The sequence below is a fragment of the Bradyrhizobium sp. SZCCHNRI2009 genome, assembly GCF_032485115.1.
Lineage (GTDB): Bacteria > Pseudomonadota > Alphaproteobacteria > Rhizobiales > Xanthobacteraceae > Bradyrhizobium.
Map to the genome: position 1 here is coordinate 322,759 of NZ_JAUEUH010000007.1, position 24,969 is coordinate 347,727.

Annotated in this window: 21 protein-coding genes; 17 read left to right on the top strand and 4 right to left on the bottom strand. The window is 65.9% G+C overall.

All coding sequences use genetic code 11. The features are described 5' to 3' along the window. Nucleotides 1–63 precede the first annotated feature (63 nt). From QX041_RS25025 to ftsH, 12 genes are all read left to right on the top strand, one after another. Nucleotides 64–789 (top strand): TetR/AcrR family transcriptional regulator, encoded by a 726-nt coding sequence (locus QX041_RS25025; RefSeq protein ID WP_315717586.1) that lies wholly within the window; start codon nt 64–66, stop codon nt 787–789. A gap of 129 nt (nt 790–918) precedes the next feature. Continuing rightward, entirely contained in the window at nt 919–1,404 is a 486-nt protein-coding gene (locus tag QX041_RS25030) for a DUF2852 domain-containing protein (protein WP_315717585.1), read from the top strand. 456 nt (nt 1,405–1,860) lie between these two features. Further along, a complete protein-coding gene (gene tolQ / locus QX041_RS25035; protein WP_315717584.1) occupies nt 1,861–2,544 on the top strand; it encodes a protein TolQ in 684 nt (227 codons plus the stop codon). Between the two features lie 39 nt (nt 2,545–2,583). Further along, entirely contained in the window at nt 2,584–3,063 is a 480-nt protein-coding gene (locus QX041_RS25040; protein WP_316166871.1) for a biopolymer transporter ExbD, read from the top strand. Beyond that, the gene (locus tag QX041_RS25045) at nt 3,060–4,094 is read left to right on the top strand and encodes a protein TolA (RefSeq protein WP_315717582.1); all 1,035 of its coding nucleotides are present in this window, start codon (nt 3,060–3,062) and stop codon (nt 4,092–4,094) included. The genes QX041_RS25040 and QX041_RS25045 overlap by 4 nt, the downstream gene beginning before the upstream one ends. 68 nt (nt 4,095–4,162) lie before the next feature. Then, a complete protein-coding gene (tolB, locus tag QX041_RS25050) occupies nt 4,163–5,434 on the top strand; it encodes a Tol-Pal system beta propeller repeat protein TolB (protein ID WP_315717581.1) in 1,272 nt (423 codons plus the stop codon). Nucleotides 5,435–5,680: 246 nt separating this feature from the next. Further along, nucleotides 5,681–8,020 (top strand): putative bifunctional diguanylate cyclase/phosphodiesterase, encoded by a 2,340-nt coding sequence (locus QX041_RS25055; protein WP_315826695.1) that lies wholly within the window; start codon nt 5,681–5,683, stop codon nt 8,018–8,020. A gap of 354 nt (nt 8,021–8,374) precedes the next feature. Then, the gene (locus tag QX041_RS25060; RefSeq protein WP_315717579.1) at nt 8,375–9,097 is read left to right on the top strand and encodes an N-acyl amino acid synthase FeeM domain-containing protein; all 723 of its coding nucleotides are present in this window, start codon (nt 8,375–8,377) and stop codon (nt 9,095–9,097) included. A gap of 279 nt (nt 9,098–9,376) precedes the next feature. Further along, entirely contained in the window at nt 9,377–9,871 is a 495-nt protein-coding gene (pal, locus tag QX041_RS25065; protein WP_172133860.1) for a peptidoglycan-associated lipoprotein Pal, read from the top strand. Between the two features lie 202 nt (nt 9,872–10,073). Continuing rightward, nucleotides 10,074–11,123, top strand: a complete 1,050-nt coding sequence (gene ybgF, locus QX041_RS25070; RefSeq protein WP_315826697.1) for a tol-pal system protein YbgF — start codon at nt 10,074–10,076, stop codon at nt 11,121–11,123. 62 nt (nt 11,124–11,185) lie between these two features. Continuing rightward, nucleotides 11,186–12,259, top strand: coding sequence for a tRNA lysidine(34) synthetase TilS (gene tilS / locus QX041_RS25075; protein ID WP_316166872.1), 1,074 nt, complete (start codon nt 11,186–11,188; stop codon nt 12,257–12,259). A 235-nt stretch (nt 12,260–12,494) separates the two neighbouring features. Further along, nucleotides 12,495–14,411, top strand: a complete 1,917-nt coding sequence (gene ftsH / locus QX041_RS25080; RefSeq protein ID WP_315717576.1) for an ATP-dependent zinc metalloprotease FtsH — start codon at nt 12,495–12,497, stop codon at nt 14,409–14,411. Nucleotides 14,412–14,626: 215 nt separating this feature from the next. On the opposite strand, the gene QX041_RS25085 is transcribed toward ftsH, so the two are convergent. Next, nucleotides 14,627–15,832 (bottom strand): alpha/beta hydrolase family protein, encoded by a 1,206-nt coding sequence (locus QX041_RS25085; RefSeq protein WP_316166874.1) that lies wholly within the window; start codon nt 15,830–15,832, stop codon nt 14,627–14,629. 178 nt (nt 15,833–16,010) lie between these two features. On the opposite strand from QX041_RS25085, the gene QX041_RS25090 reads away from it, so the two are divergent. The 3 genes from QX041_RS25090 (at nt 16,011) to QX041_RS25100 (ending at nt 19,809) form a co-directional block, all read left to right on the top strand. After that, nucleotides 16,011–17,237 carry a glycosyltransferase family 87 protein gene (locus tag QX041_RS25090; protein ID WP_316166876.1) on the top strand — a complete coding sequence of 409 codons (1,227 nt, stop codon included), beginning with the start codon at nt 16,011–16,013 and terminating at the stop codon, nt 17,235–17,237. A 157-nt stretch (nt 17,238–17,394) separates the two neighbouring features. Then, entirely contained in the window at nt 17,395–18,069 is a 675-nt protein-coding gene (locus tag QX041_RS25095; protein WP_315717573.1) for a helix-turn-helix domain-containing protein, read from the top strand. Nucleotides 18,070–18,195: 126 nt separating this feature from the next. After that, on the top strand, nt 18,196–19,809 hold the full coding sequence (locus tag QX041_RS25100; protein WP_316166877.1) for a glycosyltransferase family 87 protein: 1,614 nt from the start codon (nt 18,196–18,198) through the stop codon (nt 19,807–19,809). A 6-nt stretch (nt 19,810–19,815) separates the two neighbouring features. Here QX041_RS25100 and pyk read toward each other — a convergent pair whose 3' ends face one another. Together pyk and QX041_RS25110 are read right to left on the bottom strand one after the other, a co-directional pair. Beyond that, nucleotides 19,816–21,252 (bottom strand): pyruvate kinase, encoded by a 1,437-nt coding sequence (gene pyk / locus QX041_RS25105; RefSeq protein WP_315717571.1) that lies wholly within the window; start codon nt 21,250–21,252, stop codon nt 19,816–19,818. After that, entirely contained in the window at nt 21,249–21,845 is a 597-nt protein-coding gene (locus tag QX041_RS25110) for a DUF1036 domain-containing protein (protein WP_315717570.1), read from the bottom strand. The genes pyk and QX041_RS25110 overlap by 4 nt, the downstream gene beginning before the upstream one ends. Before the next feature lie 194 nt (nt 21,846–22,039). On the opposite strand from QX041_RS25110, the gene QX041_RS25115 reads away from it, so the two are divergent. Together QX041_RS25115 and QX041_RS25120 are read left to right on the top strand one after the other, a co-directional pair. Beyond that, nucleotides 22,040–22,342, top strand: a complete 303-nt coding sequence (locus QX041_RS25115; protein WP_315717569.1) for a DUF1244 domain-containing protein — start codon at nt 22,040–22,042, stop codon at nt 22,340–22,342. 289 nt (nt 22,343–22,631) lie between these two features. Further along, complete coding sequence (locus QX041_RS25120) at nt 22,632–22,907, top strand: DUF2312 domain-containing protein (protein WP_008961835.1); 276 nt, start codon at nt 22,632–22,634, stop codon at nt 22,905–22,907. Between the two features lie 168 nt (nt 22,908–23,075). Here the strand turns inward: QX041_RS25120 and QX041_RS25125 are convergent, their stop codons facing one another. Continuing rightward, a complete protein-coding gene (locus QX041_RS25125; RefSeq protein WP_316166879.1) occupies nt 23,076–24,731 on the bottom strand; it encodes a DUF882 domain-containing protein in 1,656 nt (551 codons plus the stop codon). Between the last annotated feature and the right edge of the window lie 238 nt (nt 24,732–24,969).

The following is a 24,969-nucleotide window of genomic DNA, read 5'->3' on the forward strand; positions in this document are numbered from 1 at the left end:
GCGGCTGACCCCGCCCAAAAGTCGCTGGCTTCCTTCGACCCGGCTCATGTAAAAGCCATTTACATGAGCTGGCGCAAGGAAGAGCGCCGCGCCGAGCGCGGCTATCATCACGGTAACCTCAAGGAGGCGCTGCTGCAGGCGGCGCTCGACCTGATCGCGCAGAAGGGGGCTGCCGGCTTCACCTTTGCCGATGCGGCCCGCATGGCCGGCGTCAGTCCGGCCGCGCCCTATCGCCACTTCCGCGACCGCGATGAACTGCTGTCGAGCATCGCCCAGCGCGGCTTCGAGCAGTTCGAGGCGCAGCTCTCGGCGGCGTGGGACGACGGCCGGCCCGACACCGTCACGGCGTTCGAGCGCGTCGGCAAGGCGTATCTGGCATTTGCCCGTTCGGAGCCTGCGTTCTACTCGGCGATGTTCGAATCCGGCGTGCCGGCGGACTCCACCGCGGGCCTGTTGGCGGCGGGTGAGCGCGCTTTCGGCGTCATTCGGGCCGCGGCGGAGCGGCTGGCGGCGCTGGCGCCGCCCGGGATGCCGCGGCCGCCGGCCCTGATGATGGCGCTGCACATCTGGTCGATGGCGCATGGCATCGCCTCGCTGTTTGCGCGCGGCGATGCCGCCCGGCGCAAGCTGCCGATGTCGCCCGAGGAGCTGCTGGAGGCCGAGCTGCTGATCTATCTGCGCGGGCTCGGCTTCCCGACCGACCGCCGGCCTGCGCCGTCCTCCGCTGCCGAGCCGCCGCCGCTGCCGGACGATGACAAGCCGGCAGGGCCCTGGGGCCGCCCGAAATAAGGTTCAAAGAACGCCGAAAAATAATTCGAGCGACGCGTCAGGCGGTCGCCTTGACAAAATCCCGGGTTGAGCTAGCTATGTAAATGTTATTTACATTCACACGGCATGGCGCCGCGAATGGAGAGGGAGATGGCCTACACCGCAGATGTCAATCGTTGGCGCGGTTCGGAGGAGGAGCAGAGGTACCGGCCCCGCATGATGGAGTCGCCCTGGCATCCCGGCTGGATCGCCGTGACCGTGCTCGGCTTCATCATCTGGTGGCCGATCGGACTTGCCCTTCTCTTTTTCACACTCGGGAGCAGAAAGATGTCGTGCTGGAACGGCGGCGATCGCTGGTCGAACAAGATGGAACGGATGCAGTGGAAGATGGACCGCATGCGCGACAAGATGGAGCGCCGCGGCTTCGGCTTCGGTTTCTCGCAGCCGGCTTCGAGCGGCAACCGCGCCTTCGACGAGTACCGCATGGAGACCCTGCGGCGGCTCGAAGAGGAGCAGCAGGAGTTCCGTGACTTCCTGACCCGGCTGCGCCACGCCAAGGACAAGGAGGAGTTCGACGCGTTCATGGCCCAGCACAAGCCGCGTCCGACCCCGCCGAACGACCAGCCGCAGAGCTGATCGCCTCTCACCTGACGCCGCAGGGCTTTCAGCCCCCGCCCTGACGGCACAAGACGCCCGCCTGCGGTTCCCCCGCCGGCGGGCGTTTTGCGTTCTCCGATACCGCCCGCCTGCGGCGGCTGGCCGCTGTCCGCCGCCGGCCAAAACGGTCAAGCGGCTGATCACAAAGGCTCTATCTGGCTGGTCCGGCTGGACCTTTGACCTCGGCAATACTCCGCGGTAACCCCGCCTTAACCCCGGAGGGGGTTTGGTTAAGGGGCGCTTACGCGCGCCAAGAGCCCTTGTTTTGACACGTTGGCAGAGGAAGCAGGCCGCTTATGGCTTCGGCGGGCCTCTTAAAGCGATCAGTTCAGGGTTTTCTCGCGCAGGCGCTTTCCGCCGCGACGGCATCCGGCATGGAACGGCGGCTGCATGGTCCCGGGCATCCCGGGATGATTGGTTGAGAGGATACTGCAGATGTCTGTCGATAGCGGCGGCCTGTCCCTGATCGATCTGTTCGGCAATGCCGGCTGGGTAGTTCGGATCATCATGCTCGGCCTGATCTCCTGCTCGATCTGGGTCTGGGCGATTGCGATCGACAAGATGTTCCTGTTCTCGCGGACCCGTCGCTCGATGGACCGGTTCGAGCAGGCCTTCTGGTCCGGAGAATCCATCGAGGAGCTGTACCGGGTGCTATCGGCGAAGCCGACGCAATCCATGGCGGCGTGCTTCGTGGCGGCGATGCGCGAGTGGAAGCGCTCGTTCGAGGGCCACGCGCGCTCCTTCGCCGGCCTGCAGATGCGCATCGAGAAGGTGATGAACGTGTCGATCGCGCGCGAGGTCGAGCGGCTGGAACGCCGTCTCCTGGTGCTTGCCACGGTCGGTTCCGCCGGCCCGTTCGTCGGTCTGTTCGGCACGGTCTGGGGCATCATGACCAGCTTCCAGGCGATCGCGGCTTCCAAGAACACCTCGCTGGCGGTGGTCGCGCCGGGCATCGCGGAGGCGCTGTTCGCCACTGCCATCGGCCTGATCGCGGCCATCCCGGCGACGATTTTCTACAACAAGTTCTCTTCGGAGGTGAACCGGCAGGCGCAGCGGTTGGAAGGCTTCGCAGATGAATTTTCGGCCATCTTGTCCCGTCAGATCGACGAGCGGGGATGAGGGCAGGTATAGTGGCATCCGGATCGTGAGTACCACAGCATGGGCATGAGCATGGGCAGCGCGTCCGGCGGCGGTGGTCGCCGCGGTCGGCGCAAGGCGGCCGTGATGGCGGAGATCAACGTCACGCCGATGGTCGACGTCATGCTGGTGCTGCTGATCATCTTCATGGTCGCGGCGCCGCTGCTCACCGTCAACATCCAGGTCGACCTGCCCCAGGCGCAAGGCGGCTCGGCCTCGACGGCCGACGCCAAGCCACCGCTCGAGGTCACCGTGAAGAAGACCGGCGGCGGCTGCGCGTCGAAGGTGGACGTGTATCTCGGTGACTCGCCGATCGCGATCAACGAACTTGGGCCGAAGATCAAGGCGATGAAGGAGGTGGGCGCCGGCGGCGGCGACAACGTCGTCAAGATCCGCGGCGATCGCGACGCCTGCTACTCCGACATGATGAAGGTGCTGGGCCTGGCGCGCGATGCCGGCTATCGCGCCAGCATCGTCGTGCTGCCGGATCAGGGCTCATGACGTCGAAGGACCTCATCCGGTTCGTGCGCACGCGCAAGGGGACAGTGCTGTCCGTCGCCCTGCACGTGCTCGTGCTGTGCTGGGGCCTGTTCAGCTTCTCCGCGCGCTCGATGGTGGCGCCGCCGGAGGACCTTGTGCCGGTCGACGTGATCTCGGAGGACAACAGCTCGAAGGCCAAGGCCGGCGCGCTGACGGGCAAGAAGGAATCCCAGAAGCTGCTGGCCGACAAGATCGGCGAGAAGAAGCCGACCGAGGACATCGTCGGCAAGGTCGATACCAAGCAGGTCACCGAGACCGACGCCGCGCCTGAGCCGCAGCCCAAGCCGGAGAAGCCGGTCGAGAAGAAGCCCGATCCGCCGAAGCCGGTCGAGAAGCAGCCGGATACGCCGAAGCCGGTGGCCGAGAAGAAGCCGGAGCCGCCGAAGCCCGCGCCGGCCGAGAAGCCGAAGCCGGAGGAGAAGAAGCCGGACCCGTTCAATCCGGACCAGATCGCCAGCGTGCTCAACAAGGACAAGGCGAAGCAGCCGCCGAAGCCGCAGGCCGCCGCCGCGCCGCCGGAGCCGCCCAAGCACAAGAGCGAGCGCAAGTTCGACGCCGAGAAGATGGCGAGCTTGATCAATCAGAAAGATCCGACGCGGCAGGCGGTCACGGGATCCGAGATCAATGCGAATGCGGCGCTGGGCTCGGTGCGAGGAACGGCAGAGGCCAATGTCGCGAGCTGGCAGGCCGCGTTCCAGGAGGCGGTCACCCGCTGCTTCAATGCGCCCTATAGCGGCGTGGATGAAGACAAGATCTCCGTTGATCTCGATATCCAGCTACGGCCGGATGGATCGCTCTTTGCTGCTCCCGCCGTCGTCGGCATGACCGGACCGTCCCGTACCGTCAGCCTGGCCATGGCGGAAAATGCCAAGCGTGCGGTCGAGAACTGTGCGCCCTACGCGTTTCTGCCGAAGAACCGGTACAATGAGTGGAAGTTGATACCCGCGACATTCAACCTCAAAATGATGAATTCGATGCGAGGCCGAACTTGACGACACCTCCGACGCGCAAGATAGGATCCACCACGCGGCGCCAGGTTCTGCTGGGCGGAGGAGCCGCCATGGCAGCCTTGGGCGCGGGGCCCGCGTTCGCGCAACGTGTGATTATCGGCCCTGGCGAGTTCAAGCCGATCCCGATCGCGATTCCGCCATTCGTGCCCGGCGGTGCCGGTGACGCCGATGTCGGCAACGGTATCGCACAGGTGATTACCAACAATTTCAAGCGCAGCGGGTTGTTCGCGCCGGTGGACCCGGCCGCCTTTCCCGAGCGCATCAGCAATTTCGAGGCCCCGCCGCAATTCGCGAGCTGGAAGCCGCTCGATCTGCGCGGGCTCGTCACCGGCCGCGCGACGCGGCAGCCGGACGGGCGGCTGAAGGCCGAGTTTCGGCTGTGGGACCCGAACTCGGGCCAGCAGCTCACCGGCCAGCAATATGTGACGGCGCCGGAATACTGGCGGCGCATCGCACATATCATCTCGGACCAGATCTACACCCAGATGACCGGCGAGAAGGGCTATTTCGACAGCCGCGTCGTGTTCGTCGACGAGAGCGGCCCGTCCGAGCGGCGCGTCAAGCGGCTCGCGCTGATGGATCAGGACGGGGCCAACGTCCGCTACCTCACCCGCGGCGCCGACCTCGTGCTGACGCCGCGGTTCTCGCCGTCGAGCCAGGAAATCACCTACATGGAGTTCGGGCAGGGTGACCCGAGGGTCTATCTGTTCAACATCGAGACCGGCCAGCGCGAGATCGTCGGCAACTTCCCCGGCATGTCGTTCTCGCCGCGGTTCTCGCCGGACGGCCAGCGCATCATCCTCAGCCTCCAGCAGGGCGGCAACTCCAACCTGTTCGTGATGGATCTGCGCTCGCGCACGACGACGCGGCTCACCGACACGCCGGCGATCGACACCTCGCCGTGCTACTCGCCGGACGGCAGCCAGATCTGCTTTGAAAGCGATCGCGGCGGCAAACCGCAGATCTACGTAATGTCCTCCAGTGGCGGCGCAGCGCAGCGCATCTCGTTCGGCGAGGGCAGCTACTCGACGCCGGTGTGGTCGCCGCGTGGCGACTTCATCGCCTTTACCAAGCAGGGCGGCGGCCAATTCGCGATCGGCATCATGAAGACGGACGGCTCGGGCGAGCGCATCCTCACCGCCGGCTTCCACAACGAAGGGCCGACCTTCTCGCCCAACGGCCGCGTGCTGATGTTCTTCCGTGACCCCGGCGGCACCGCTGGTCCTTCGCTATATTCGATCGACGTCTCCGGCCGCTTCGAGCAGAAGGTGCCGACGCCGGGCTTCGCCTCGGATCCGGCTTGGTCGCCGCTGCTGTCGTGATGGAGCGAGCCTCTGGGCCCGCTCACGTCGTGGTGGACGCGATTTTTCCAGTCGCGCGATGCGTGTTCTATGGAAAGGCAGAACTATTAGTTGTAGTAGCCGGGTAGTGTTTGCCTAGTTCTCTGAATTTTCGAGCGAATTCGTGCACTTCGCGAACGCGGAAACGCTCCGCTAACGATGTTCCCTCAGAAAGACTTCACCTGCGAGCGGTAATGTTTGTGCACCGAACAGGACGCGTGCGCACGAATGCAGCTTGCCACTCAGAACGGAGAAGACGATCGAAAGTTGTCGCCTGCGATCCAGGCGGCTCTCGTCGACTCCCTCTTCCAGGATCCCGGCCCGATGTTCGCCGGCGCACTCTGCGCCGCCGTCGCCGCCGTCATGACCGCGATCAAGAGCGGCGACGTCAATCTGTGGCCGTGTGCCGCGATGCTGATCATCGCAGGGGCGTTCCGTTCGCTCGACATGCGCTACTATCGAAGCCTGTGCGACAACGGCCGCCTCACGCAGGAGGCGGTCGAGCGCTGGGAGGTTCGCTACCAGATCGGCGCCATGATCTATGCGCTGGTGCTCGGCGTCTGGTGCGTGGTCGCCCTGGTCGACAACAGCGACCCGGTGGTGCACCTGATCGCGATCACGGTGACGCTCTGCTACATGTCGGCGGGCGCGGGCCGGACCTACGGGCGGCCCTGGATCTTCCACGTCCAGATCCTGCTCGCCTGCGGACCGCTCGCAGTGGCCCTCGCGATCCACGGCAGCCCTTATTACCTGGGCATGGCGGCGTTCTGCGTCCTGTTCTTCGTGTCGCTGAAACACATCTCGACCAACCTGCAGCGGATCTTCGTCCAGGCCTTCGTGGCGCGCGAAAGCGAGGCCGCACTGGCCAAGCAGTTCGATACGGCTCTGAACAACATGCCGCACGGCCTGTGCATGTTCCGCTCCGACGGGCGTCTGGCCGTGATGAACCATCGCTTCGGCCAGATGATGAGCCTGCCGGATGACATCCTGCAGCGTGGCGGCAAGGCGGCCGACATCATCAACGCCTGCGTGATTGCAGGCTCGATCTCCGCTTCGAGCGGCCGGCTGATCCTGGCCGAGATCGAGCACACCAAGACCCATAATGTCATTACCAGCGATCCCGACGTCGCGCGCGACCGGTCGCTGTCCTGGACCTTCCAGCCGATGGCCGACGGCGGCGCCGTGGTCCTGCTCGAGGACATCACCGAGCGCCGGCATGCCGAGGCGCGCATCTCGCATCTGGCGCGCTACGACGAGCTCACGACCTTGCCGAACCGCGTCAGCTTCCGCGACGAGATCGAACGGCTGCTCAGGATTCCGCAGCGGCACGGCGAATTGTCCGCGCTGCTGTTCGTCGATCTCGACCGCTTCAAGCAGGTCAACGACACGCTCGGCCACCCCTGCGGCGATCAACTGCTCTGCGCGGTCTCCGAGCGGCTGCGCGACATGCTGCGTCCTGAAGACTTCGTCGCGCGCTTCGGCGGCGACGAGTTCGTGGTGTTCCAGCGCAACATCCGCTCCAACGACGACGCGGCGATGCTGGCGCGCCGGATCGTCGACCAGCTCAGCGAGCGCTACAAGATCGACAATCACCTGGTCGAGATCGGCGCCAGTGTCGGCATCGCCATGACCGCGCCGGGGATCAGCGCCGACACCCTGCTGAAGAATGCCGACATGGCGCTGTATCGCGCCAAGGCGGAGGGACGCGGCACCTTCTGCTTCTTCCGCGATGAACTCGCCCAGACGGTGGAAGCACGCCGCATCCTCGAGCTCGACCTGCGCAAGGCGCTGGCGAACGAGGAGTTCGAGCTGTTCTACCAGCCGCTGGTCAACCTGAAGTCCGGCAAGATCTCGACCTGCGAGGCGCTGCTGCGCTGGAACCACCCGGTGCGCGGCACGGTCTCGCCGGTCGACATCATTCCCGTCGCCGAGGACATGGGCCTGATCGTTGATCTCGGCCGCTGGATCCTGCGCAAGGCCTGCCTGGAATGCATGAAATGGCCGGATGCGGTCAGCGTCGCCGTCAACTTCTCGCCGCAGCAGTTCCATCAGCGCGATGTGCTCAGTGAGGTCCGCTACGCGCTCGAAGTGTCCGGGCTGCCGCCGCATCGGCTCGAGATCGAGATCACCGAATCCTCGCTGTTGCGCAACACTCAGCTCACCCACGATGTGCTGTCGCAGCTGCACATGCTCGGGGTCCGTATTTCGCTCGATGATTTCGGCACCGGCTATTCGAGCCTCAGCTATCTGCACAACTTCCCGTTGGAGAAGGTCAAGATCGATCGCTCATTCCTCGAAGGAATCGACAGCGATCGGCCGCTGACCCTGTTGCGCGGTGTCGCAAGATTGTCCGCCGATCTCGGCATGTCGGTGGTGGTGGAGGGCATCGAGACCAACGAGCAGCTCGAACTGGTCAGCGCCGACGGTACGGTCACCGAGGCGCAGGGCTATCTGTTCAGCCGGCCCGTCCCCGCCATCCGCATCCGGCAGCTCCTGAATGCATCGCATGGGCGCCGTTCGAGCGACGGGGCGATCGCGGCCGCCGGCGGGACACGTTCGATCGCTTGATCGCCCGACCTCCGCCTTGATGCGGTGGTGCCGGGAAAGACCGACCAGTGCTGAAGGCGGCTCTGTGCGCAGCATCCCGCCGGTCCGAGCATGGCTCGTATGGGAATGGCAATGTAACAACCCCACGTCGCATCGTTCGGAAACATCGCACGTGCATGCCAAGCGAATCCGTTTCGATTTGATACGCAAGTGATCCGAAGCAATCGTCCAGCGTAGCATCCAATCCCGTAAGTCACGGTTACGCCTCCGGGATTCTACGTGCCGTTAACTTTGTACCGGCGAAAGCTTTGCGTCGGCATTAACCCGCTGTTAAGCTCATACTGCTCGTAGGAGTTGTGTGAAAAGGGGTTGCGGATGAAGTCGGCGGCTAGAGTGAGTGCCGTTGCTGAGCAGAAGTCGGATGTGCTGGAGAACGTGGACTATCGACTGGCGTTGACTGCTGAAGACAAGGACGAGATCTATCGGCTGCGCTACCGCGCCTACCTGCGTGAAGGCGCCATCCTGCCGTCGCCCAGCGAACGCGTCAGCGACGAATATGACGATCTTCCCAACAGCTTCATCTTCGGCGTCTACGTCAATGGCGAGCTCTACAGCTCGATCCGCATCAGCGTGCTGAACTCGCAATGGCGCCGATCGCTGTCCTCGGACATGTTCGCCGACCTGCTGCATCCCGAGCTCGATCGCGGCAAGGTCATCATCGACCCGACTCGGTTCGTCGCCGACCATGAGAAGGCGCGGCTGTTTCCGGCGCTTCCCTATGTGACCGTCCGGCTCGGCTACGTTGCCTGCGCCCATTTCAATGCGGACATCGGTCTCGCCAACGTGCGCCCCGAGCATCGTGCGTTCTACAAGAAGGTGTTCCTGCAGGAACCATGGGGTGAACCGCGGCTCTACTCCGGTCTCACCAAGCCGGTCGGCCTGGTGGCGGCGCATTATCCTTCGATCCGCGATCGCGTGTTCCAGCGCTTTCCGTTCATGCGATCGAGCGCGTTCGAGCGACGGATGCTGTTCGATCGTCCGGCGCCGGACGCCTTCACTGATTCGTTCAGGATTCACGCGGTCGCGAGGGCTGGCTGATCGTCGGCCGATATCGGGGCCAGTTCGGCCGTCCGGCCGGTTCGCACCGTGGCAGCGATGCAAAAATCAGCGAAAAAGCGCCCTGCTGCAGGCGCTGAGCGGCTTGCCTTCACCCTGGCGCCACATTTACAACCCATTAACCATCGCGGTCGCTTTTCGGGTTTCGTTAGCATTTGACGGGGTTCGGCAAGACCCCATCAAGGTTGACGGAACGTTCGCTTAACCATCGCCCTGTAGACCGGATGGCAGTCTAAGAACGTGAGCGTGGAGGCTCCGGGAATGAAATATCAGATGCGTATCCTCCAGGGATTGAAGTTGGCCGCCGTGCTGGCCGTGGCGCTGTCGATGGGCGCCTGCGCCAACAAGAATCTCACCGGGGCCGACGGGGCGATGGCCAGCGCTGCGACTCCAGGCAGCCAGCAGGACTTCGTCGTGAATGTCGGCGATCGCGTCTTCTTCGAGAGCGATCAGACCGATCTCACGCCGCAGGCGATCGCGACCTTGGAGAAGCAGGCGCAGTGGCTGCAGAGCTATCCGCGCTACTCCTTCACGATCGAGGGCCACGCCGACGAGCGCGGCACCCGCGAGTACAACATTGCGCTGGGCGCGCGGCGCGCGCAGTCGGTCCGCAACTTCCTGGCGTCGCGCGGCATCGACCAGGGCCGCATGCGCACGATCTCCTACGGCAAGGAGCGGCCGGTGGCGGTCTGTAACGACATCTCGTGCTGGTCGCAGAACCGCCGTGCGGTGACGGTCCTGAACGCCAGTTCATAAAGCTGAACGAATCCGTTGCTGATGAAGCCGGCGTCGCCCATCGACGCCGGCTTCATCGTTTGTTGTCGGCGGGTCTCGGCCGGACTTGGTTTTTTCTTCGCTTGAACGTCATTTGTATCCGTCGCATTTCTGCTTTACAGCCACGCTCACAGGCCTGTTTTCAACGTCTCGCCGATCTGGTCGTCAGGGCAGCATGTCGTTCATGTTTCTTCCACGGAGCGCCGCCGCGATCCTCGCCGCGCTCGTCATTTTCTCGTGCCAGGCATTTTCGTCGCGGGCGCTCGCCCAGACCGATGATGATGATCCCGAGATCCGGATTCAGCGGCTCGAAAATCAGCTCCGGCAACTGACCGGTCAGAACGAGGAGCTGCAATATCGCAATCGCCAGCTCGAGGAGCGGCTGCGACAACTGCAGGGCGCAGCACCTGGGGGCGCCGCCGCGGCGCAGCCGACCGCGGCCGCGCCGGCGCAGGCCAATCCCGCCTACGGCCAGGCTGCTCAGCCGGCCAACGGCCAGCAGCAATATGGCCAGCAGCCGTACGGCCAGCCGCAACAGGCCTATCCCCAGCAGCAGCCGGGCTACGCGCAGCCGCAGGCCGGCGCGCCGGTGCAAATCGTCCAGGAGCCCGCGGCCCCTGGCCGGGGCCGCCGCGGCGATGCGTTCGATCCGAGCCAGAATCCGACGGCTCCCGGCGCCCCGCAAGCGCTCGGCGGCGGCCAGTTGCCGATCCAGCCGGGTGGCGGCCAGCCCGCCGGCCGTCCCGCCGGCGATCCCACGACTCTCGCCAACACGGGCGGTCGCTATCCCCAGGGTGCTCCGCCGGCCGCCGCTCCCGGCGCTGGCGGACTGGAGACCGCGCCGCCGCGGCAGACGCCGCGCGACGAATACGACCTCGGCATCGGCTACATGCAGCGCCGCGACTACGCGCTGGCCGAGCAGACGATGCGCAACTTCACCCAGAAATATCCGAACGATCCGATGGTCGGCGACGCGCAATACTGGCTCGGCGAGAGCTTCTACCAGCGTCAGCAATATCGCGATGCCGCCGAGGTCTTCCTCGCCGTGACGACGAAATATGAGAAGTCGGGCAAGGCGGCGGATGCGCTGCTCCGGCTCGGCCAGTCGCTGGCCGCGCTGAAGGAGAAGGAGGCCGCCTGCGCCGCGTTCGGCGAAGTGACGCGTAAATATCCGCGCGCCTCGGCGGGCGTGAAGGCGACCGTCGATCGCGAGCAGAAGCGGGTGAAGTGCTGAACGTCCCCGGGCGAGGGGGAGCCTCTCGCCTATAATCGGCGGGGCGGGTAGGCTGCGGCGCCATGTCGAAGGCCCGTTCCGAAGCCGATCCTGCGATCTCCGCAGCCGAAGCCGAGCGCCTGTTCGCCCCGCTTTCGGGGGCGCCCGCGCTGGTGCTCGCCGTGTCGGGCGGTCCGGATTCGATGGCTCTGATGTGGCTCGCGGCGCAGTGGCGCGCGGGGCTCGCGGAGGGGCCGCGCCTTGTGGCCGTGACGGTCGACCATGCGCTGCGGCGCGAGTCCGCCCGTGAAGCCCGCATGGTGAAGGAGACCGCGCGCAGGCTGGCAATTCCACACCGGACCCTGCGCTGGAACGATGAGAAGCCGGACACTGGGATTCCCGAAGCGGCGCGCCTGGCAAGATATCGCCTGCTGGCACGCGCCGCGCGGCAGGCTGGCGCCGGACACGTCGTCACCGCCCACACCCGTGACGACCAGGCCGAGACCGTGCTGATGCGACTCTTGCGCGGCAGCGGCATCGCGGGGCTCGCGGCGATGGCACCGCTCAGCGAGCGTGAAGGGCTGTTGCTGGCGCGGCCTCTGCTCGACGTTGCCAAGGCCAGGCTGGTGGCGACGCTGCGCTCGGCCGGCATCCCTTTCGCAGATGATCCGACCAATCAAGATCCCGCCTTCACCCGGCCGCGGCTGCGCGCCCTGATGCCGGCTCTGGCCGCCGAGGGCGGCGATGCCCGGACGCTGGCGACGCTGGCCGACCGGCTCGGACGGGCCAATGCCGCGATCGAATTGATGGTGGATGGCGCCGAACGCTATCTTGCACTGCGCGCGGCCGGGAGCAGGCCGGTGGGCGCGATTCACGGCGAGACCTTCGAGGCGCGCGCCTTTGTCGCACTTCCAGCCGAAATCAGGCTGCGGCTGCTGATGCGCGCGATCAACCGCGTTGGAACCGAAGGTCCCGTGGAACTCGGCAAGGCAGAGTCGCTGCTGGCGCGGCTGGACCGGACTCTTGCGGAGATCGCAGATGGTGGTACGTCTGCTCCGGGCAGGCTAAAACAGACCCTGGCTGGTGCACTGGTAAGCATGACGAGAGAGACGATCCGCATCACGCCCGCGCCGCCGCGGCGGTCGCGCGGGGTCTGAAGCGGTTCACCGCCTTCGCGGACGCTTAACCACCTGCCTTGGCGGCGCTTTCCCGCGCCATTTTTTGAGCGGGAATCGGGCTAGGATGCGATAAATAGTCCTTTCTAGTTCCCTTGGCATTGCGGCGAGTGGTACCTAGATTACGAGATGGTCGACCGGGGGATTCCCTCGTGGCTACCCAGGGATGAGTCCGAGGACGAACGGCCGCGATCCGCGCGACCACGAAGGAAAATCGATGAACGCCAATCTGCGCAATTTCGCCCTTTGGGTCATTATTGTCCTGTTGCTGTTGGCGCTGTTCACACTCTTCCAGAACCCGGGGCAACGCGCGTCGTCGACCGACATCAACTTCTCGCAGCTGTTGACCGAGGTCGATCAGGGCAATGTGCGCGACGTCGTGATCCAGGGGCCAGAGATTCACGGCACCTTCAAGAACGGCTCGTCGTTCCAGACCTACGCGCCGAGCGATCCGAACCTCGTGAAGCGCCTGTACGACGCCAAGGTCAACATCCAGGCCAAGCCGCCCGGCGACAACGTGCCGTGGTTCGTGTCGCTGCTGGTGTCGTGGCTGCCCTTCATCGCGCTGATCGGCGTCTGGATCTTCCTCTCCCGGCAGATGCAGGGCGGCGCTGGCAAGGCGATGGGCTTCGGCAAGTCGCGCGCCAAGATGCTGACCGAGGCGCATGGCCGGGTGACGTTCGAGGATGTCGCCGGCGTCGACGAGGCCAAGCAGGACTTGCAGGAGATCGTCGAATTCCTGCGCGATCCCGGCAAATTCCAGCGGCTCGGCGGCCGCATCCCGCGCGGCGTGCTGCTGGTCGGCCCTCCCGGCACCGGCAAGACGCTGATCGCGCGCGCCGTCGCCGGCGAAGCCAACGTGCCGTTCTTCACCATTTCGGGTTCTGACTTCGTCGAGATGTTCGTTGGCGTCGGCGCCAGCCGCGTCCGCGACATGTTCGAGCAGGCCAAGAAGAACGCGCCCTGCATCATCTTCATCGACGAGATCGACGCTGTCGGTCGTCATCGCGGCGCCGGTCTCGGCGGCGGCAATGACGAGCGCGAGCAGACCCTCAACCAGCTGCTGGTCGAGATGGATGGCTTCGAGGCCAATGAGGGCGTGATCCTGATCGCGGCCACCAACCGGCCCGACGTGCTCGATCCGGCGCTGATGCGTCCCGGCCGCTTCGACCGCCAGGTCGTGGTCTCGAACCCCGACATCATCGGCCGGGAGCAGATCCTCAAGGTTCACGTCCGCAAGGTGCCGCTGGCGCCGGACGTCAACCTCAAGACCATCGCCCGCGGCACCCCCGGCTTCTCCGGCGCCGACCTGATGAACCTCGTCAACGAGGCCGCTCTGACCGCCGCCCGCCGCAACAAGCGGATGGTAACGCAGTCCGAGTTCGAGGAGGCCAAGGACAAGGTGCTGATGGGCGCCGAGCGCCGCTCGATGGTCATGACCGAGGAAGAGAAGATGCTGACCGCCTATCACGAGGCGGGACATGCGATCGTCGGCCTCAACGTCCCGAGCCACGACCCGATCCACAAGGCGACCATCATTCCGCGCGGCCGCGCGCTCGGCATGGTGCAGTCGCTGCCCGAGGCCGACCGCCACTCGCATACCCGTGAGTGGTGCGTCTCGAAGCTTGCGATGATGTTCGGCGGCCGTGAGGCCGAGGTGCAGAAGTTCGGTCCGGAGAAGGTGACCAACGGCGCCACCGGCGACATCCAGCAGGCCACCAACCTCGCTCGTGCGATGGTGATGGAATGGGGCATGTCCGACAAGCTCGGCCGCGTCCGCTACCAGAGCAACGAGCAGGAGGTCTTCCTGGGTCATTCGGTGGCGCGCTCGACCAACATCTCCGACGATACCGCCCGCCTGATCGACTCCGAAATTCGCGGCCTGATCGAGGCCGGCGAGCAGGAGGCGCGCCGCATCATCACCGAGAAGCGCGACGATTGGGAAGCGATCGCCCAGGCGCTGCTCGAATACGAGACGCTGACCGGCGAGGAGATCAACGACCTCCTGAAGGGCAAGAAGCCGAACCGCGAATCGGCGATCGAGCCGTCGACGCCGCGGGCGTCGGCCGTGCCGCCGGCCGGCAAACCGCGGCCGCGACCCGATCCGGGCCTGGAGCCGCAGCCTCAGGCGTGAGCCAGGGTTGATATGCAACGGACATCCGGCGGTCAGCCCGTCTGATCCGGAAGATTAAGAGAAACGACAGGCCCGGCTTGCAGCCGGGCTTTTCGTTTGTTCGGAGTCGGGCCGGCGGCAGTTCGATTCGCGCGCGGTGGGCGCGCGTTCTGTTTGTCACGTCTTTCGTTGATGGGGTGCTGCGCCGCGGACCGTATCCAGCGGCGCCGCGCGCATCACGGCTTGTCGAACCAGGCCTTCCACTGCGGGACGGCGGTCGCGAACGTGCCGCGATGGCTGGTCGGTCCCGTCGACACCGCCTCGACCTTGCTGTTACCGGCCCCGATCGCCTGCTGGTAGGTCATCGCCAGGCGGCCGAGACCGGTCGAGATCGCCTCGTCGGTCTCACCGTAATAGTTGCGCACCGGCGTCTTGATGATCCAGCGATAGGCCTGCGTCTGCGCGACCAGGCGGCCGTAGGCCGACGCCGCGAAATACTCCGCATCGAAATAGTCGGGCTTGAGCAGCTTGTGCAGATCGGTCGGGACGTCGGCGACGTTGAAGGGCTCGCGCTCATAGGCCTTGCGCGCCACATCGTAGTAGCTGTCGCTGATCACCGAGCGCGCCAGCCCCGGCACCGCATAGTAGTTCTCGAACGCGAACGCCGACAGGATGAACAGCGAATTGACCCAGGCGGCGTCGTTCTTGCGCGGGAAGCTGAGGAAGCCGTTGAGCGCCACGGACACGTCGACAGGGGCGCTCGCGGTCGCCGCCGCCGTCACCGGCACGCCGGCGCTTTCGAGCTTCTCGAGAAAGGCCATGGTCACGAACCCGCCTTGCGACCAGCCGGCGATGTCGAGCCTGGCGCTCGTCAGCTTCATCTGGTCGAGCACGGCGCGGCTCGCCCGCAGCATGTCGTAGGTGGCCTGCTGATGGCTGGCCTTCACCATGTAGCCTTCTGGCTCGGTCGAGATGCCCATTCCGAAATAGTCGGCGCCGATCAGCAGATAGCCTTGCCCCGCGAACTGCGCGATCATCAGCTGGGTCTCGGGCGACTGCTCCGGAAACGACGGCACCTCCTGCTTCCCGTACACCGTGCCGTGCTGATAGGACACCATCGGCAGGCTGGTCTCGCCGGTCTCGGGCACCGCGAGCAGGCCGCTCGCCGTGATCGGCTTGTTGCCGCGCTCGGGGATGACGGACGCATAGGTGACGCGATAGAGCCGGACGGCGTTGCGGGCCGGGGTGTAGGTCACCGAAACGCCCGCGAATTTCGACGTGTCGACGGTGAGGATGGTGTTCAGCCGGGCGACGTCCCAGCGGGCCAGATATTCATAGCTGACGTCGGAGGAGACATGGATAGGACCCTTGTCCTGGGCGCGGCTGGTTACCGGCCAGATCATGCAAACGAGCAGGGCGATGAGAGCGCGATAAACGAACATGGGATCTCCCCGGCCTGCCGCCGTTGGTTGCATTCGGACCCCTGCGATACAGATTACGAGTAAACAATCGGTGCGGCGCCCGTGGTCGCGCGCCGTTGCCCGCGCTTAAGCCTTCTTCAAGCGTCCGCGCCTATGTCTCGATCGGGAATGCATCCATGCAGCGCGGGGCGAGGTCCAGATGGCCGACAATCCTGATGCCGCCGCGATCCCATCGCAGCGTCGTGACGTTCCGCTCGGCCTGTTCGCGGCCTGCTTTGCGCTCGCCTGCATCAACGCCTCGTTCTGCCCGGCCGGACTGTGGTCGGGCACCTGGATCTGGGACCAGGCCGGGCTCGGCATTCCCACGGACTTCGTCAATGTCTGGGCGGCCGGCAAGCTCGCGCTGCAGGGACATCCGGCCCTGGCCTGGGACTGGGACGTGCAGCGCCAGGTCGAGCTCGCTCTGCTGCGGCAGGATTTTCCGGGCTACTTCGCCTGGCACTACCCGCCGCCATTCCTGTTCGTCGCGGCGTTCCTGGCGCAGTTTCCCTACACGCTCGCCTTTGTCGGCTGGGTCTATGCCAGCTTCGTTCCCTATGCGCTCGCGATGCGCGCGATCGTCGGCCGCGGCTTCGGCCTGCTGCTCGCAGCCGGCTTTCCGGCCCTGTTCTCGAACGCGCTGGTCGGGCAGAACGGATGCCTCACCGCCGCGCTCGTCGGCGGCACACTCTATCTGCTGCCGGTGCGGCCGGTGCTGGCGGGGATCTGTCTCGGCCTGCTGACCTACAAGCCGCAATATGGCCTGCTCTTCCCGATCGTGCTGATCGCCACCCAGCGCTGGACAGCCTTCGTCTCTGCGAGCGTCACCGCCATCGTGCTGGCGCTGCTGTCATGGCTCGCCTTCGGGCTGGAGAGTTGGCAGGCCTTCTTCCATTGGCTGCCGATGTTCTCGCAGGCGTTCCTGACCGAGGGCAAGGCGACCTGGTGGAAGCTGCAGAGCCTGTTTTCGCTGGTGCGCTATTTCGGCGGCTCGGAAGCGCTCGGCTGGACCTTCCAATGGGTGCTGACCGCGGCCGTTGCGGTCGTGCTGGTGATGCTGTGGCGCAGCCCCGTGCGCTATGCTCTGAAGGCGGCCGCGCTGGCCGTCGGACTGCTGCTGACGACGCCTTATCTGTTCATGTACGACATGATGGTTCAGGCCATCGCCGTGGCGTGGCTGGTGCGGATCGGCCTCGCCGAGGGCTTTCGCCGCTACGAGCTGCCCGCGCTCGGCGGCATCGCGGCGCTTCAGATCACGTTCATGCTGTCCGGGATTCCGCTTGGGCTCGCCGCCAATCTGATCATGGCCGGCTTGGTGCTGGCGCGCGCCGGCTCGTGGTGGCGTCGGCAGCCGGCGCCCGCCGGCATGGCGCTCGCGCACGCCTGACGTATCGATCACGCGGCACAGGGTCATGATTTCTCTTGTCTTATCGCGTGAACAAGTGTTCAGTTCTTCCCAGCCATTTGTGAGGTCGATCCTCCAAAAACACTGAACCAGCGTTCGCCGGGTGCCCTGGACGAGCGCGTCCGGGACGAGAAACGCCATGGTCTATCGGCGAACCCATCAGGTCGTGAAGCGGCTGGCGGCCCGCCGTAGTGCGATTCTGGCAGCCGCGCGCGAAACCGCCGCGGAAGGCGGCATGTCGGCCGTCCAGATCGCCCCGGTGGCGATCCGGGCCAATGTCGCAGCCGGCACCGTCTATCGCTACTTTCCTTCCAAGGCCGATCTGATCTCGGAGCTGATCGCGGAAGTCTCGCGCGACGAGCTCGCTGCCGTGCGGCGCGCCGCCGATGCGGCGCCTGGGCCGTCCTCGGCCCTGGCTGCCGCGGTATCCACGGTGGCAGTGCACATCCTGTCGCAGCGCAAGCTCGCCTGGGGCATCCTGGCCGAGCCGGTCGACGTCGACGTGACGGCGTCACGGATCGCGAGCCGCCGCGAGATCGTCGGCGAGATCGCCTCGCGGATCGACGCGGCCGTCCGTGCCGGCCACCTTCCGGCGCAGGACACCCAGTTGGCCGCGACCGCGCTGCTCGGCGCGCTGCACGAGGCGCTGGTGGGGCCGCTGGCGACCGAGAATCCCGACGACCCTGCCAAACTCCGCGACACCGTTCAGGCGGTCACCCTGCTGGCGCTGCGCGCGGTCGGCGTCATGGATGCGCGTGCGCGCGGTCTCGTCGTGCAGGCCGTGCTGCCGGTCAGGAGCCTGGTCGGCGCGTAGTCCGCGTCACCCATGCCTGTCGGGCAAGGCCGCGCTTAAGCAAGGATTCACCCGTCGCGGCGATGGTGGGGGCTGGCGCGCCGCGAGAGGGCCGCCCTTGCCTCACTCCAGGTGCCTCCTCGGACGATGTCGATTGCACGCAACCCTCTGGCGACGCGCCTCGTCATCGCCGGATCGGCCGCCGCCGGCGCCGTCTATGCGTATCTCGCCGGCGAGGATATCAACTGGGACTGGCAGAACTATCACGACTATGCCGGCTTCGCGCTGCTGCACGGCCGCTTCGATGTCGATGTGGCGCCCGGCGGCTTTCAGAGCTTCCTCAATCCGCTGATCTACCTGCTGCCTTACGCGGTCCGCCACGGGCTCGATGCGCCGTGGTGGGGCGTCGCACTGGGCGCGCTGCACGGCCTCAATCTCGCGCTGGTCTATTGGGTCGCGCGCGTGCTGCTCGGGCGCGCGGCTGACGCGTTCACGCTCGGCGCCGCGCTCATCATCGCCGCCCTCAGTCCGATGGCGCTGTCCGAGGTCGGCACCAGCTTCGCCGACATTCTCACGACCATTCCGATCCTCGCCGGCATCGCGCTGATCTTCGGGGAGGACGATGAGCGCGGCCGACGTTTCGTCGCCGCTGGCCTGCTGATCGGCGCGGCCACGGGATTGAAGCTCACCAATGCGACGTTTCTGGTCGGAGCGGGCGTGTCGCTGCTGCTGGTGGCGCGGCCGTGGCGCGCGATCGTCGCGTTCGGGGCCGGCAGTGCGGCCGGCGCGATCGTGACCGCGGGGCCGTGGGCGCTGAAGATGGCGCGCGACTACGGCAGCCCGCTGTTTCCATTCTACAACACGGTCTTCCGCTCGCCCGAAGCGCCGCAGATCTCGATCGCCGATACGCGCTTCATGCCGTCCGGCGTGCTCGATGCGCTCGCCTATCCGTTCTACTGGGTGATCGGCAAGCATCCCTCGTCGGAATGGCCGTTCCGCGATCCGCGTTTCGCCGTCGTGATCGTGCTGCTCATCGCGCTGATCGTCACCGGCCTATGGCAGCGGCGTGAAGTGCTGCCGCTGCGCGAGCGGCGCCTCCTGATCTTCTTCTGGCTCAGCTACGTCCTGTGGATGCTGGCCTTCTCGATCCAGCGCTATCTGATGCCGCTCGAGCTGTTGTCGGCGCCGCTGATCGTGCTGCTGCTCATCCGCCTGGTCGATGCTTGGCGTGCAGACGCTGGGCCGGTCGCGTCACCATCGCGGCGGATGACGCAGGCCGTCACGGTGATGGCCGCGCTCGGCATCGCGCTGGCGTCGCAGCCGACCGACTGGATGCGGCGGTCGTGGTCGGACCCCTATCGGCCGCAGCTCGCGGCCAACCTGCAGCGTCCGGCGACATTCCTGCTGCTGCAAAAGCCGCTCGGCTACGTCACGTCGTTCCTGCCACAGGGCTCGCGCGTCTATCAGTTGTCCGAGCTCGTGGTGCCGATCGTGCATGGCGGCGTGCTTGACCGCCGGGTTCGCAACGGCTTGGCCACCCCGCTGCCGGGAGGCGTATGGGCGCTGTATCTGTCCAGAAGCCCGGCCGACAACCCGCCGCGGCTCGAGGTGCTCGCCGACTACGACCTCCAGATCGATGCGTCGCGTGGCTGCGAGCGCATTCCTGGCGCCGCCGGCATTGCCATCGAGGCCTGTCCGGTGATCGCGCTGCTCAAGCCCCCGTCCACGGCCGGATTGGGTGCGATCGATACGACCCAATAGGTCGTCTCAGATATGGGCGTCGCTCGACGGCCCGACATAGGCGATCCGCACCATGTTCGTGGTGCCGGGCGTGCCGAGCGGCACGCCGGCGACGATGATGACGCGCTGTCCGGCGCGGACGAAGCCGTCGCGGAACGCGATCGAGCCGGCGCGCTCGACCATGTCGTCCTGGTCGCGCGCGTCCTCGGCCACCACGCAGTGCACGCCCCAGACGACCGACAAGCGGCGCCCGGTCGCCAGATTGGGCGTGATCGCGACCACCGGCGGCTTCGGCCGCTCGCGCGCGACACGGATGGCGGTGGAGCCGGACGAGGTCCAGCAGATGATCGTAGGAAGATCGAGATTTTCCGCGATCCGCCGCGCGGCCTCGGCGATCGCATCGCCCGCGGTCGATTCCGGCTCGGGACGCTGCGCCGCGATCACCGAGCGATAGACCACGTCGCGCTCGACCTCCTCGCCAATGCGGTTCATGGTCGAGACCGCCTCGACCGGGTATTTGCCGGCGGCCGACTCGGCCGACAGCATGATGGCGTCGGCGCCTTCATAGACGGCGGTGGCGACGTCGGAGACCTCGGCGCGGGTCGGCACCGGCGACTGGATCATCGATTCCAGCATCTGCGTCGCCACCACCACCGGCTTGCCGGCGCGGCGCGCCAGCCGGGTCATCTGCTTCTGCAGTCCGGGCACGCGCTCCAGCGGCAGCTCGACGCCGAGATCGCCGCGCGCCACCATCAAGGCATCGGAGACATCGATGATGTCGTTGAGCCGGTCGATCGCCTGCGGCTTCTCGATCTTGGACATCACCGCGGCGCGGCCGCGGATGATCTTCTTGGCTTCCAGCACGTCGTCGGCGCGCTGCACGAAGGATAGCGCGATCCAGTCGATGCCGATGTTCAAGGCTGCATCGAGGTCGGCGCGGTCCTTCGGCGTCATCGCCGAGACCGGCAGGTCGGTGTCCGGCAGGCTCACGCCCTTGCGGTCGGACATCCTGCCGCCGATCACGACCCGGGTGACGGCGCGGGTCGGCGAGGTCTCCTCGGCGATCAGCCTCACCTTGCCGTCATCCAGCAGCAGCGCATGTCCCGGCTGCAGGGCGGCCAGGATTTCCGGATGCGGCAGGTGGACCCGCGTCACATCGCCCGGCGTCTTGTCCGAATCGAGCACGAAGCTCTGGCCGTTGTTGAGCTGAACCGGCCCCTCGGCGAAGGTGCCGAGCCTGAGCTTCGGGCCCTGGAGGTCGACCAGAATGCCGATCGGGCGGCCGTAGCTCGCCTCCACGCTGCGGATCGTGGCCACCAGCTCCCGCAGCTTGTCGTGCGAGGTGTGGCTCATGTTGATCCTGAAGATGTCGGCTCCGGCCTCGAACAGCTTGCGAATCATCGTGCTGTCCGAGGAGGCGGGACCGAGCGTGGCGAGGATCTTGATGCGTCGCAGCCGCCTCATGGCTTGGGTGCTTGTCCTGGCGGCAGGGCCGGCGCGGCCGCCGGCGGCGTGCCCTGCGGCCCATTCGGCAGACCGGGGACGTTGCCTCCGGGCCCGAGCGTGCCCGGGATACCTGGAACGCGCTGCTGCGCCGGCTGCTCATTGGCTTCCGTGAGCTGCACGGTCCAGGCACGCTGGTCGCCGGTGTCGACCTCGAAGAAGCCGGTGCGGTCGAAGCCTCGGGCCAGGCAATTGTCGGTGCCCTTGATGGTGAATTCCTTGTCACGCGAGCACATGAAGGCCTGTCCCGACCATTCACCGCCGCGGTCATAGTCCAGCGCATAGATGTAATAATAGCGCGCCACCAGCGTGCCCTTGAGCAGTGTCTCGCAGCTGCGTGACGACACGTTCCACCAGCCTTCCGTGGTCCAACCTTCGGCGTCCTTGTAGCCGAGGGCGATCCCGACCCGGCTGGAGGTGTTGTTGCAGAGCCGAAAATCGGCGGCCGCCGGGGACGACCACAGGCAGAGCGCGGCCAACCCAAGCAGCGAAAGCAGTCCGTAACCGGGGCGGAAGGGATTGCGATGCAAGAGAGAGGAGATTTTCGGGATCATTGCGCGACGCTATATCAACCGTTGAACGATGTCGCTGGGCTTGGCTGCGGCTATCAACGCCATGACGATCTCGTGCGAAGCCGCTGCGATCCAGCGCCTCGCTCCTCCTGACGGTGCTGCGATATGGCCAAATCTGCGACGAAGCCTCATTATATAGCAGACATCCGTCACGGCGCGGAACAGGGAACAAAGAGATGACGATGGACAGCACCACCCGGACCGAGCTCGAAGCCGCCGCCTTTCGCCGGCTTGTCGAGCATCTGCGGACCAGAACCGACGTTCAGAACATCGATCTGATGAATCTGGCAGGCTTCTGCCGCAACTGCCTCTCCAACTGGCTGAAGGACGCCGCCGACGCCCAGGGGGCACCAATGACCAGGGACGAGAGCCGCGAGGCGGTCTATGGCATGCCCTACGAGCAATGGAAGGCGAAGTACCAGCGCGAGGCGAGCGCCGAGCAGCACGAAGCGTTCAAGAAGGCGCATCCGGGCCACTGAATCCGGAACGAGCGCGCAGGAGATGCGCTGTGTTGCCCTGCGCGCGCGAGTCCAGACTTGGCAGGGGCTTCGAACGGCGAATCGGGTGCTGCGCGCGATGGCGACGAAACACAAGTGGCGCGGGCGGCTTGCGCGGGCTTGACGCTGCGCAGGCCAACAAGATGTGGGCGCTCTGTGGATGAGGTCGATGTCGCCTTGACGCAGGGCACGCCAGATTTGAGGGTCGCGGCGAACACGCAGCGCCCTTTGGCGCCTTCCTTGGACACAGAGTTCCACTCAGGAGTATCAGATGGCCACCTCCGCCGCCGCGAAGGACGACGACTCGCCCGCGACCCGCTTTGCCGTAGACCAGCTCAAGTCGATCATCGAGCGGATCGAGCGTCTCGAGGAGGAGAAGAAGGCGATCTCCGAAGACATCAAGGACGTCTACGCCGAGAGCAAGGGCAATGGCTTCGACGTCAAGGCGCTGCGCACGATCATCCGGCTGCGCAAGCAGGACCCGAACGAGCGCCAGGAAGAGGAAAGCATCCTCGAGACCTATATGCAGGCGCTCGGAATGATCTGAGCAGCCGGCCTCGCTCACCAGCAGGAGACCTCCGCCGGCCCCTGACGGGGCATTCGCTTTCTCGCGATTCGGCTCGGCGCGCCGGCGGCATGCGCGTGCTGCGGCGATCGACGCCGCACTCCAAACGCGTCAATGCTGAGGAGAACGACGAAGCCGGCCGCCTCGGCGTCAGCGCAAGGCTGCCGCGCGCATGGCGAAGGATTTGGTTTCGAGCTTGATGATCGCCGGCCCTGTGAACTGGTCATAGCTCAGTCCCGGCGTCGGCTCGGCGGCGAAGCTCATCGCCAGCGCGACCTGCGGCTTGACGAAATAGCTGCGCATCACGGTGAGGTCGACCTCGCCCATTTTCGTCACGGACATCGATGACGATGCGCTCGGCGTCAGCATGATGGCCCGCATCCAGGTCGAATCGGGGCCCTTGGCCGCGGAGATTCGCGTCGCCATCGTGATGGCGCCGTCCTGACCTTGCCCGTTCTTCGCGGCCACCGGGGCGGGCTCCGGCGCCGGCGTGACGCTGCGGGTCGCCGGGCGGGAGTTTCGCACCGGGATGGCGGTCGTGGAGGCGGCATTGGCGCGATCGAGCGGAGAGGAGGCCGGGGGCGCGAAGGCCATGGCCTGCATCAGGCTCGCGGTCTGTTGCTGATCGATCGACGACAGCGCACGGCGCGCCGTGATCGCGGCAACCTGCTCGGGGGTTGCCTGCTTCGGCGTCCCAGGATTGTCACCCCAGAAGCCGCGCGAATTGATGATGTCGGCGACGCTCTGCGGCGCGCCGTCCCTGGATTTGCTGCCGACAGCACCCGTCGTTTCGGACTTCGTCTCGGGCCTGGTCGCCACGGGCTGAGCGGCAGATTGCGCATCCGCGGAGGCCAACTGCAGCGCATTGGCGATCTTGCCACGCGCGGTGGCGGCTTTGCTGTCCACCGCTCGCTCGGCGGTCCGGCTGTCCTTGTCGGAGCTCTTGTCAGCCGGCTTGGCGGCGAGTGCCGCGGTTTGGACCGGCTTGGCGTCGGCCTTGCTCTCGCTCTCGCCAGACTCGTCGTCATCCTCGCTCGGACGACCGCGGAACAGCCGTGCAAACAGGTTGGGGCGGCTGGACGACGCGTCATCGCCATTGCCGCGTTTCTCGATCTCGGCCTTCGCCAGCTCATAGCCCTTGAGCGGAACGCCGTTGCTCGGCACGTGAACGGTCTTTCCGTCCGGGAAGACGCGGGCAAGCTGGTCAGCCGTCATCCGCGGCCAGTGCCGGATGTTGCCGGTGTCGAGGTGCACGAAAGGCGAGCCGGAGGTCGGATAGAAGCCGACACCGCCGCGCTGCAGGCGCAGGCCGGCGAAGCGGATCTGCTCCAGCGGCACGTTGGGAATGTAGAAATCCATCGCGTGGCCCAGCATGTGCTGGCTGTGCCGCGCCACACCGGAATGCGCCGAGCGACGGCGCAGCATCGAATTGGTGGCGGGCGACCGGTACGACGAGATGATCTGGATCGGCTGCTTGGCGTCGACGTCGCGATAGACTTCCCAGAGGATGTCGAACAGGCGGCGGTCCATGACCGTCTCGTCCTGGGTACGCCAGTCGCGGAGGAAGTGATTGAGCTTCTTCAGCGCGTCTTCGTCATAGCGGCCCTCGCGCTTGAAGGTGACCGTCAGGTCCTCGCCGGAATGGGTGTGGTGGAAGGAGAGGGTGTGGGTTTCATTCAGCGCCGCTGCGTCATGCACCGAGCCGGCGCCGATGAGCAGCAGCAGCGCCGCCAGCCCGCATTGGCATCCAGCCTTCCAACCCGCCCTCGTGAGCGAAACAGATTGGCGCGCGAAAACAGACAGCAAGATGCAGCCCACCCCGTCGACGAGCGTTTACTCGATTACCCTCTTGCGGCCCGTCCGGCGGAAGAGAGAGGAAACGCTTACCTAAGGCGGGATGGTTAAGGGATACTGACCGGCCCGCCCCCCAATTACCCTTAACATATACTCTTGAGTGTGGCGAAAAAGAGCCATCGAATCTTGGTTGATCCTTGTGGTTAACCTAAAGCAAAGGCCCCGCCGATCGGCGAGGCCTTTGATCTCC

Coding starts and splice junctions, on each gene's coding strand:
- tolB (WP_315717581.1), top strand. CDS start 4,163: ATGGCAGCCTTGGGCGCGGGGCCCGCGTTCGCGCAACGTGTGATTATC.
- QX041_RS25025 (WP_315717586.1), top strand. CDS start 64: ATGAGCTGGCGCAAGGAAGAGCGCCGCGCCGAGCGCGGCTATCATCAC.
- QX041_RS25120 (WP_008961835.1), top strand. CDS start 22,632: ATGGCCACCTCCGCCGCCGCGAAGGACGACGACTCGCCCGCGACCCGC.
- QX041_RS25115 (WP_315717569.1), top strand. CDS start 22,040: ATGACGATGGACAGCACCACCCGGACCGAGCTCGAAGCCGCCGCCTTT.
- QX041_RS25100 (WP_316166877.1), top strand. CDS start 18,196: ATGTCGATTGCACGCAACCCTCTGGCGACGCGCCTCGTCATCGCCGGA.
- QX041_RS25110 (WP_315717570.1), bottom strand. CDS start 21,845: ATGATCCCGAAAATCTCCTCTCTCTTGCATCGCAATCCCTTCCGCCCC.
- QX041_RS25085 (WP_316166874.1), bottom strand. CDS start 15,832: ATGTTCGTTTATCGCGCTCTCATCGCCCTGCTCGTTTGCATGATCTGG.
- QX041_RS25090 (WP_316166876.1), top strand. CDS start 16,011: ATGGCCGACAATCCTGATGCCGCCGCGATCCCATCGCAGCGTCGTGAC.
- ybgF (WP_315826697.1), top strand. CDS start 10,074: ATGTTTCTTCCACGGAGCGCCGCCGCGATCCTCGCCGCGCTCGTCATT.
- pal (WP_172133860.1), top strand. CDS start 9,377: ATGAAATATCAGATGCGTATCCTCCAGGGATTGAAGTTGGCCGCCGTG.
- tolQ (WP_315717584.1), top strand. CDS start 1,861: ATGTCTGTCGATAGCGGCGGCCTGTCCCTGATCGATCTGTTCGGCAAT.
- QX041_RS25040 (WP_316166871.1), top strand. CDS start 2,584: ATGGGCATGAGCATGGGCAGCGCGTCCGGCGGCGGTGGTCGCCGCGGT.
- tilS (WP_316166872.1), top strand. CDS start 11,186: ATGTCGAAGGCCCGTTCCGAAGCCGATCCTGCGATCTCCGCAGCCGAA.
- QX041_RS25095 (WP_315717573.1), top strand. CDS start 17,395: ATGGTCTATCGGCGAACCCATCAGGTCGTGAAGCGGCTGGCGGCCCGC.
- QX041_RS25060 (WP_315717579.1), top strand. CDS start 8,375: ATGAAGTCGGCGGCTAGAGTGAGTGCCGTTGCTGAGCAGAAGTCGGAT.
- QX041_RS25055 (WP_315826695.1), top strand. CDS start 5,681: ATGCAGCTTGCCACTCAGAACGGAGAAGACGATCGAAAGTTGTCGCCT.
- pyk (WP_315717571.1), bottom strand. CDS start 21,252: ATGAGGCGGCTGCGACGCATCAAGATCCTCGCCACGCTCGGTCCCGCC.
- QX041_RS25045 (WP_315717582.1), top strand. CDS start 3,060: ATGACGTCGAAGGACCTCATCCGGTTCGTGCGCACGCGCAAGGGGACA.
- QX041_RS25030 (WP_315717585.1), top strand. CDS start 919: ATGGCCTACACCGCAGATGTCAATCGTTGGCGCGGTTCGGAGGAGGAG.
- ftsH (WP_315717576.1), top strand. CDS start 12,495: ATGAACGCCAATCTGCGCAATTTCGCCCTTTGGGTCATTATTGTCCTG.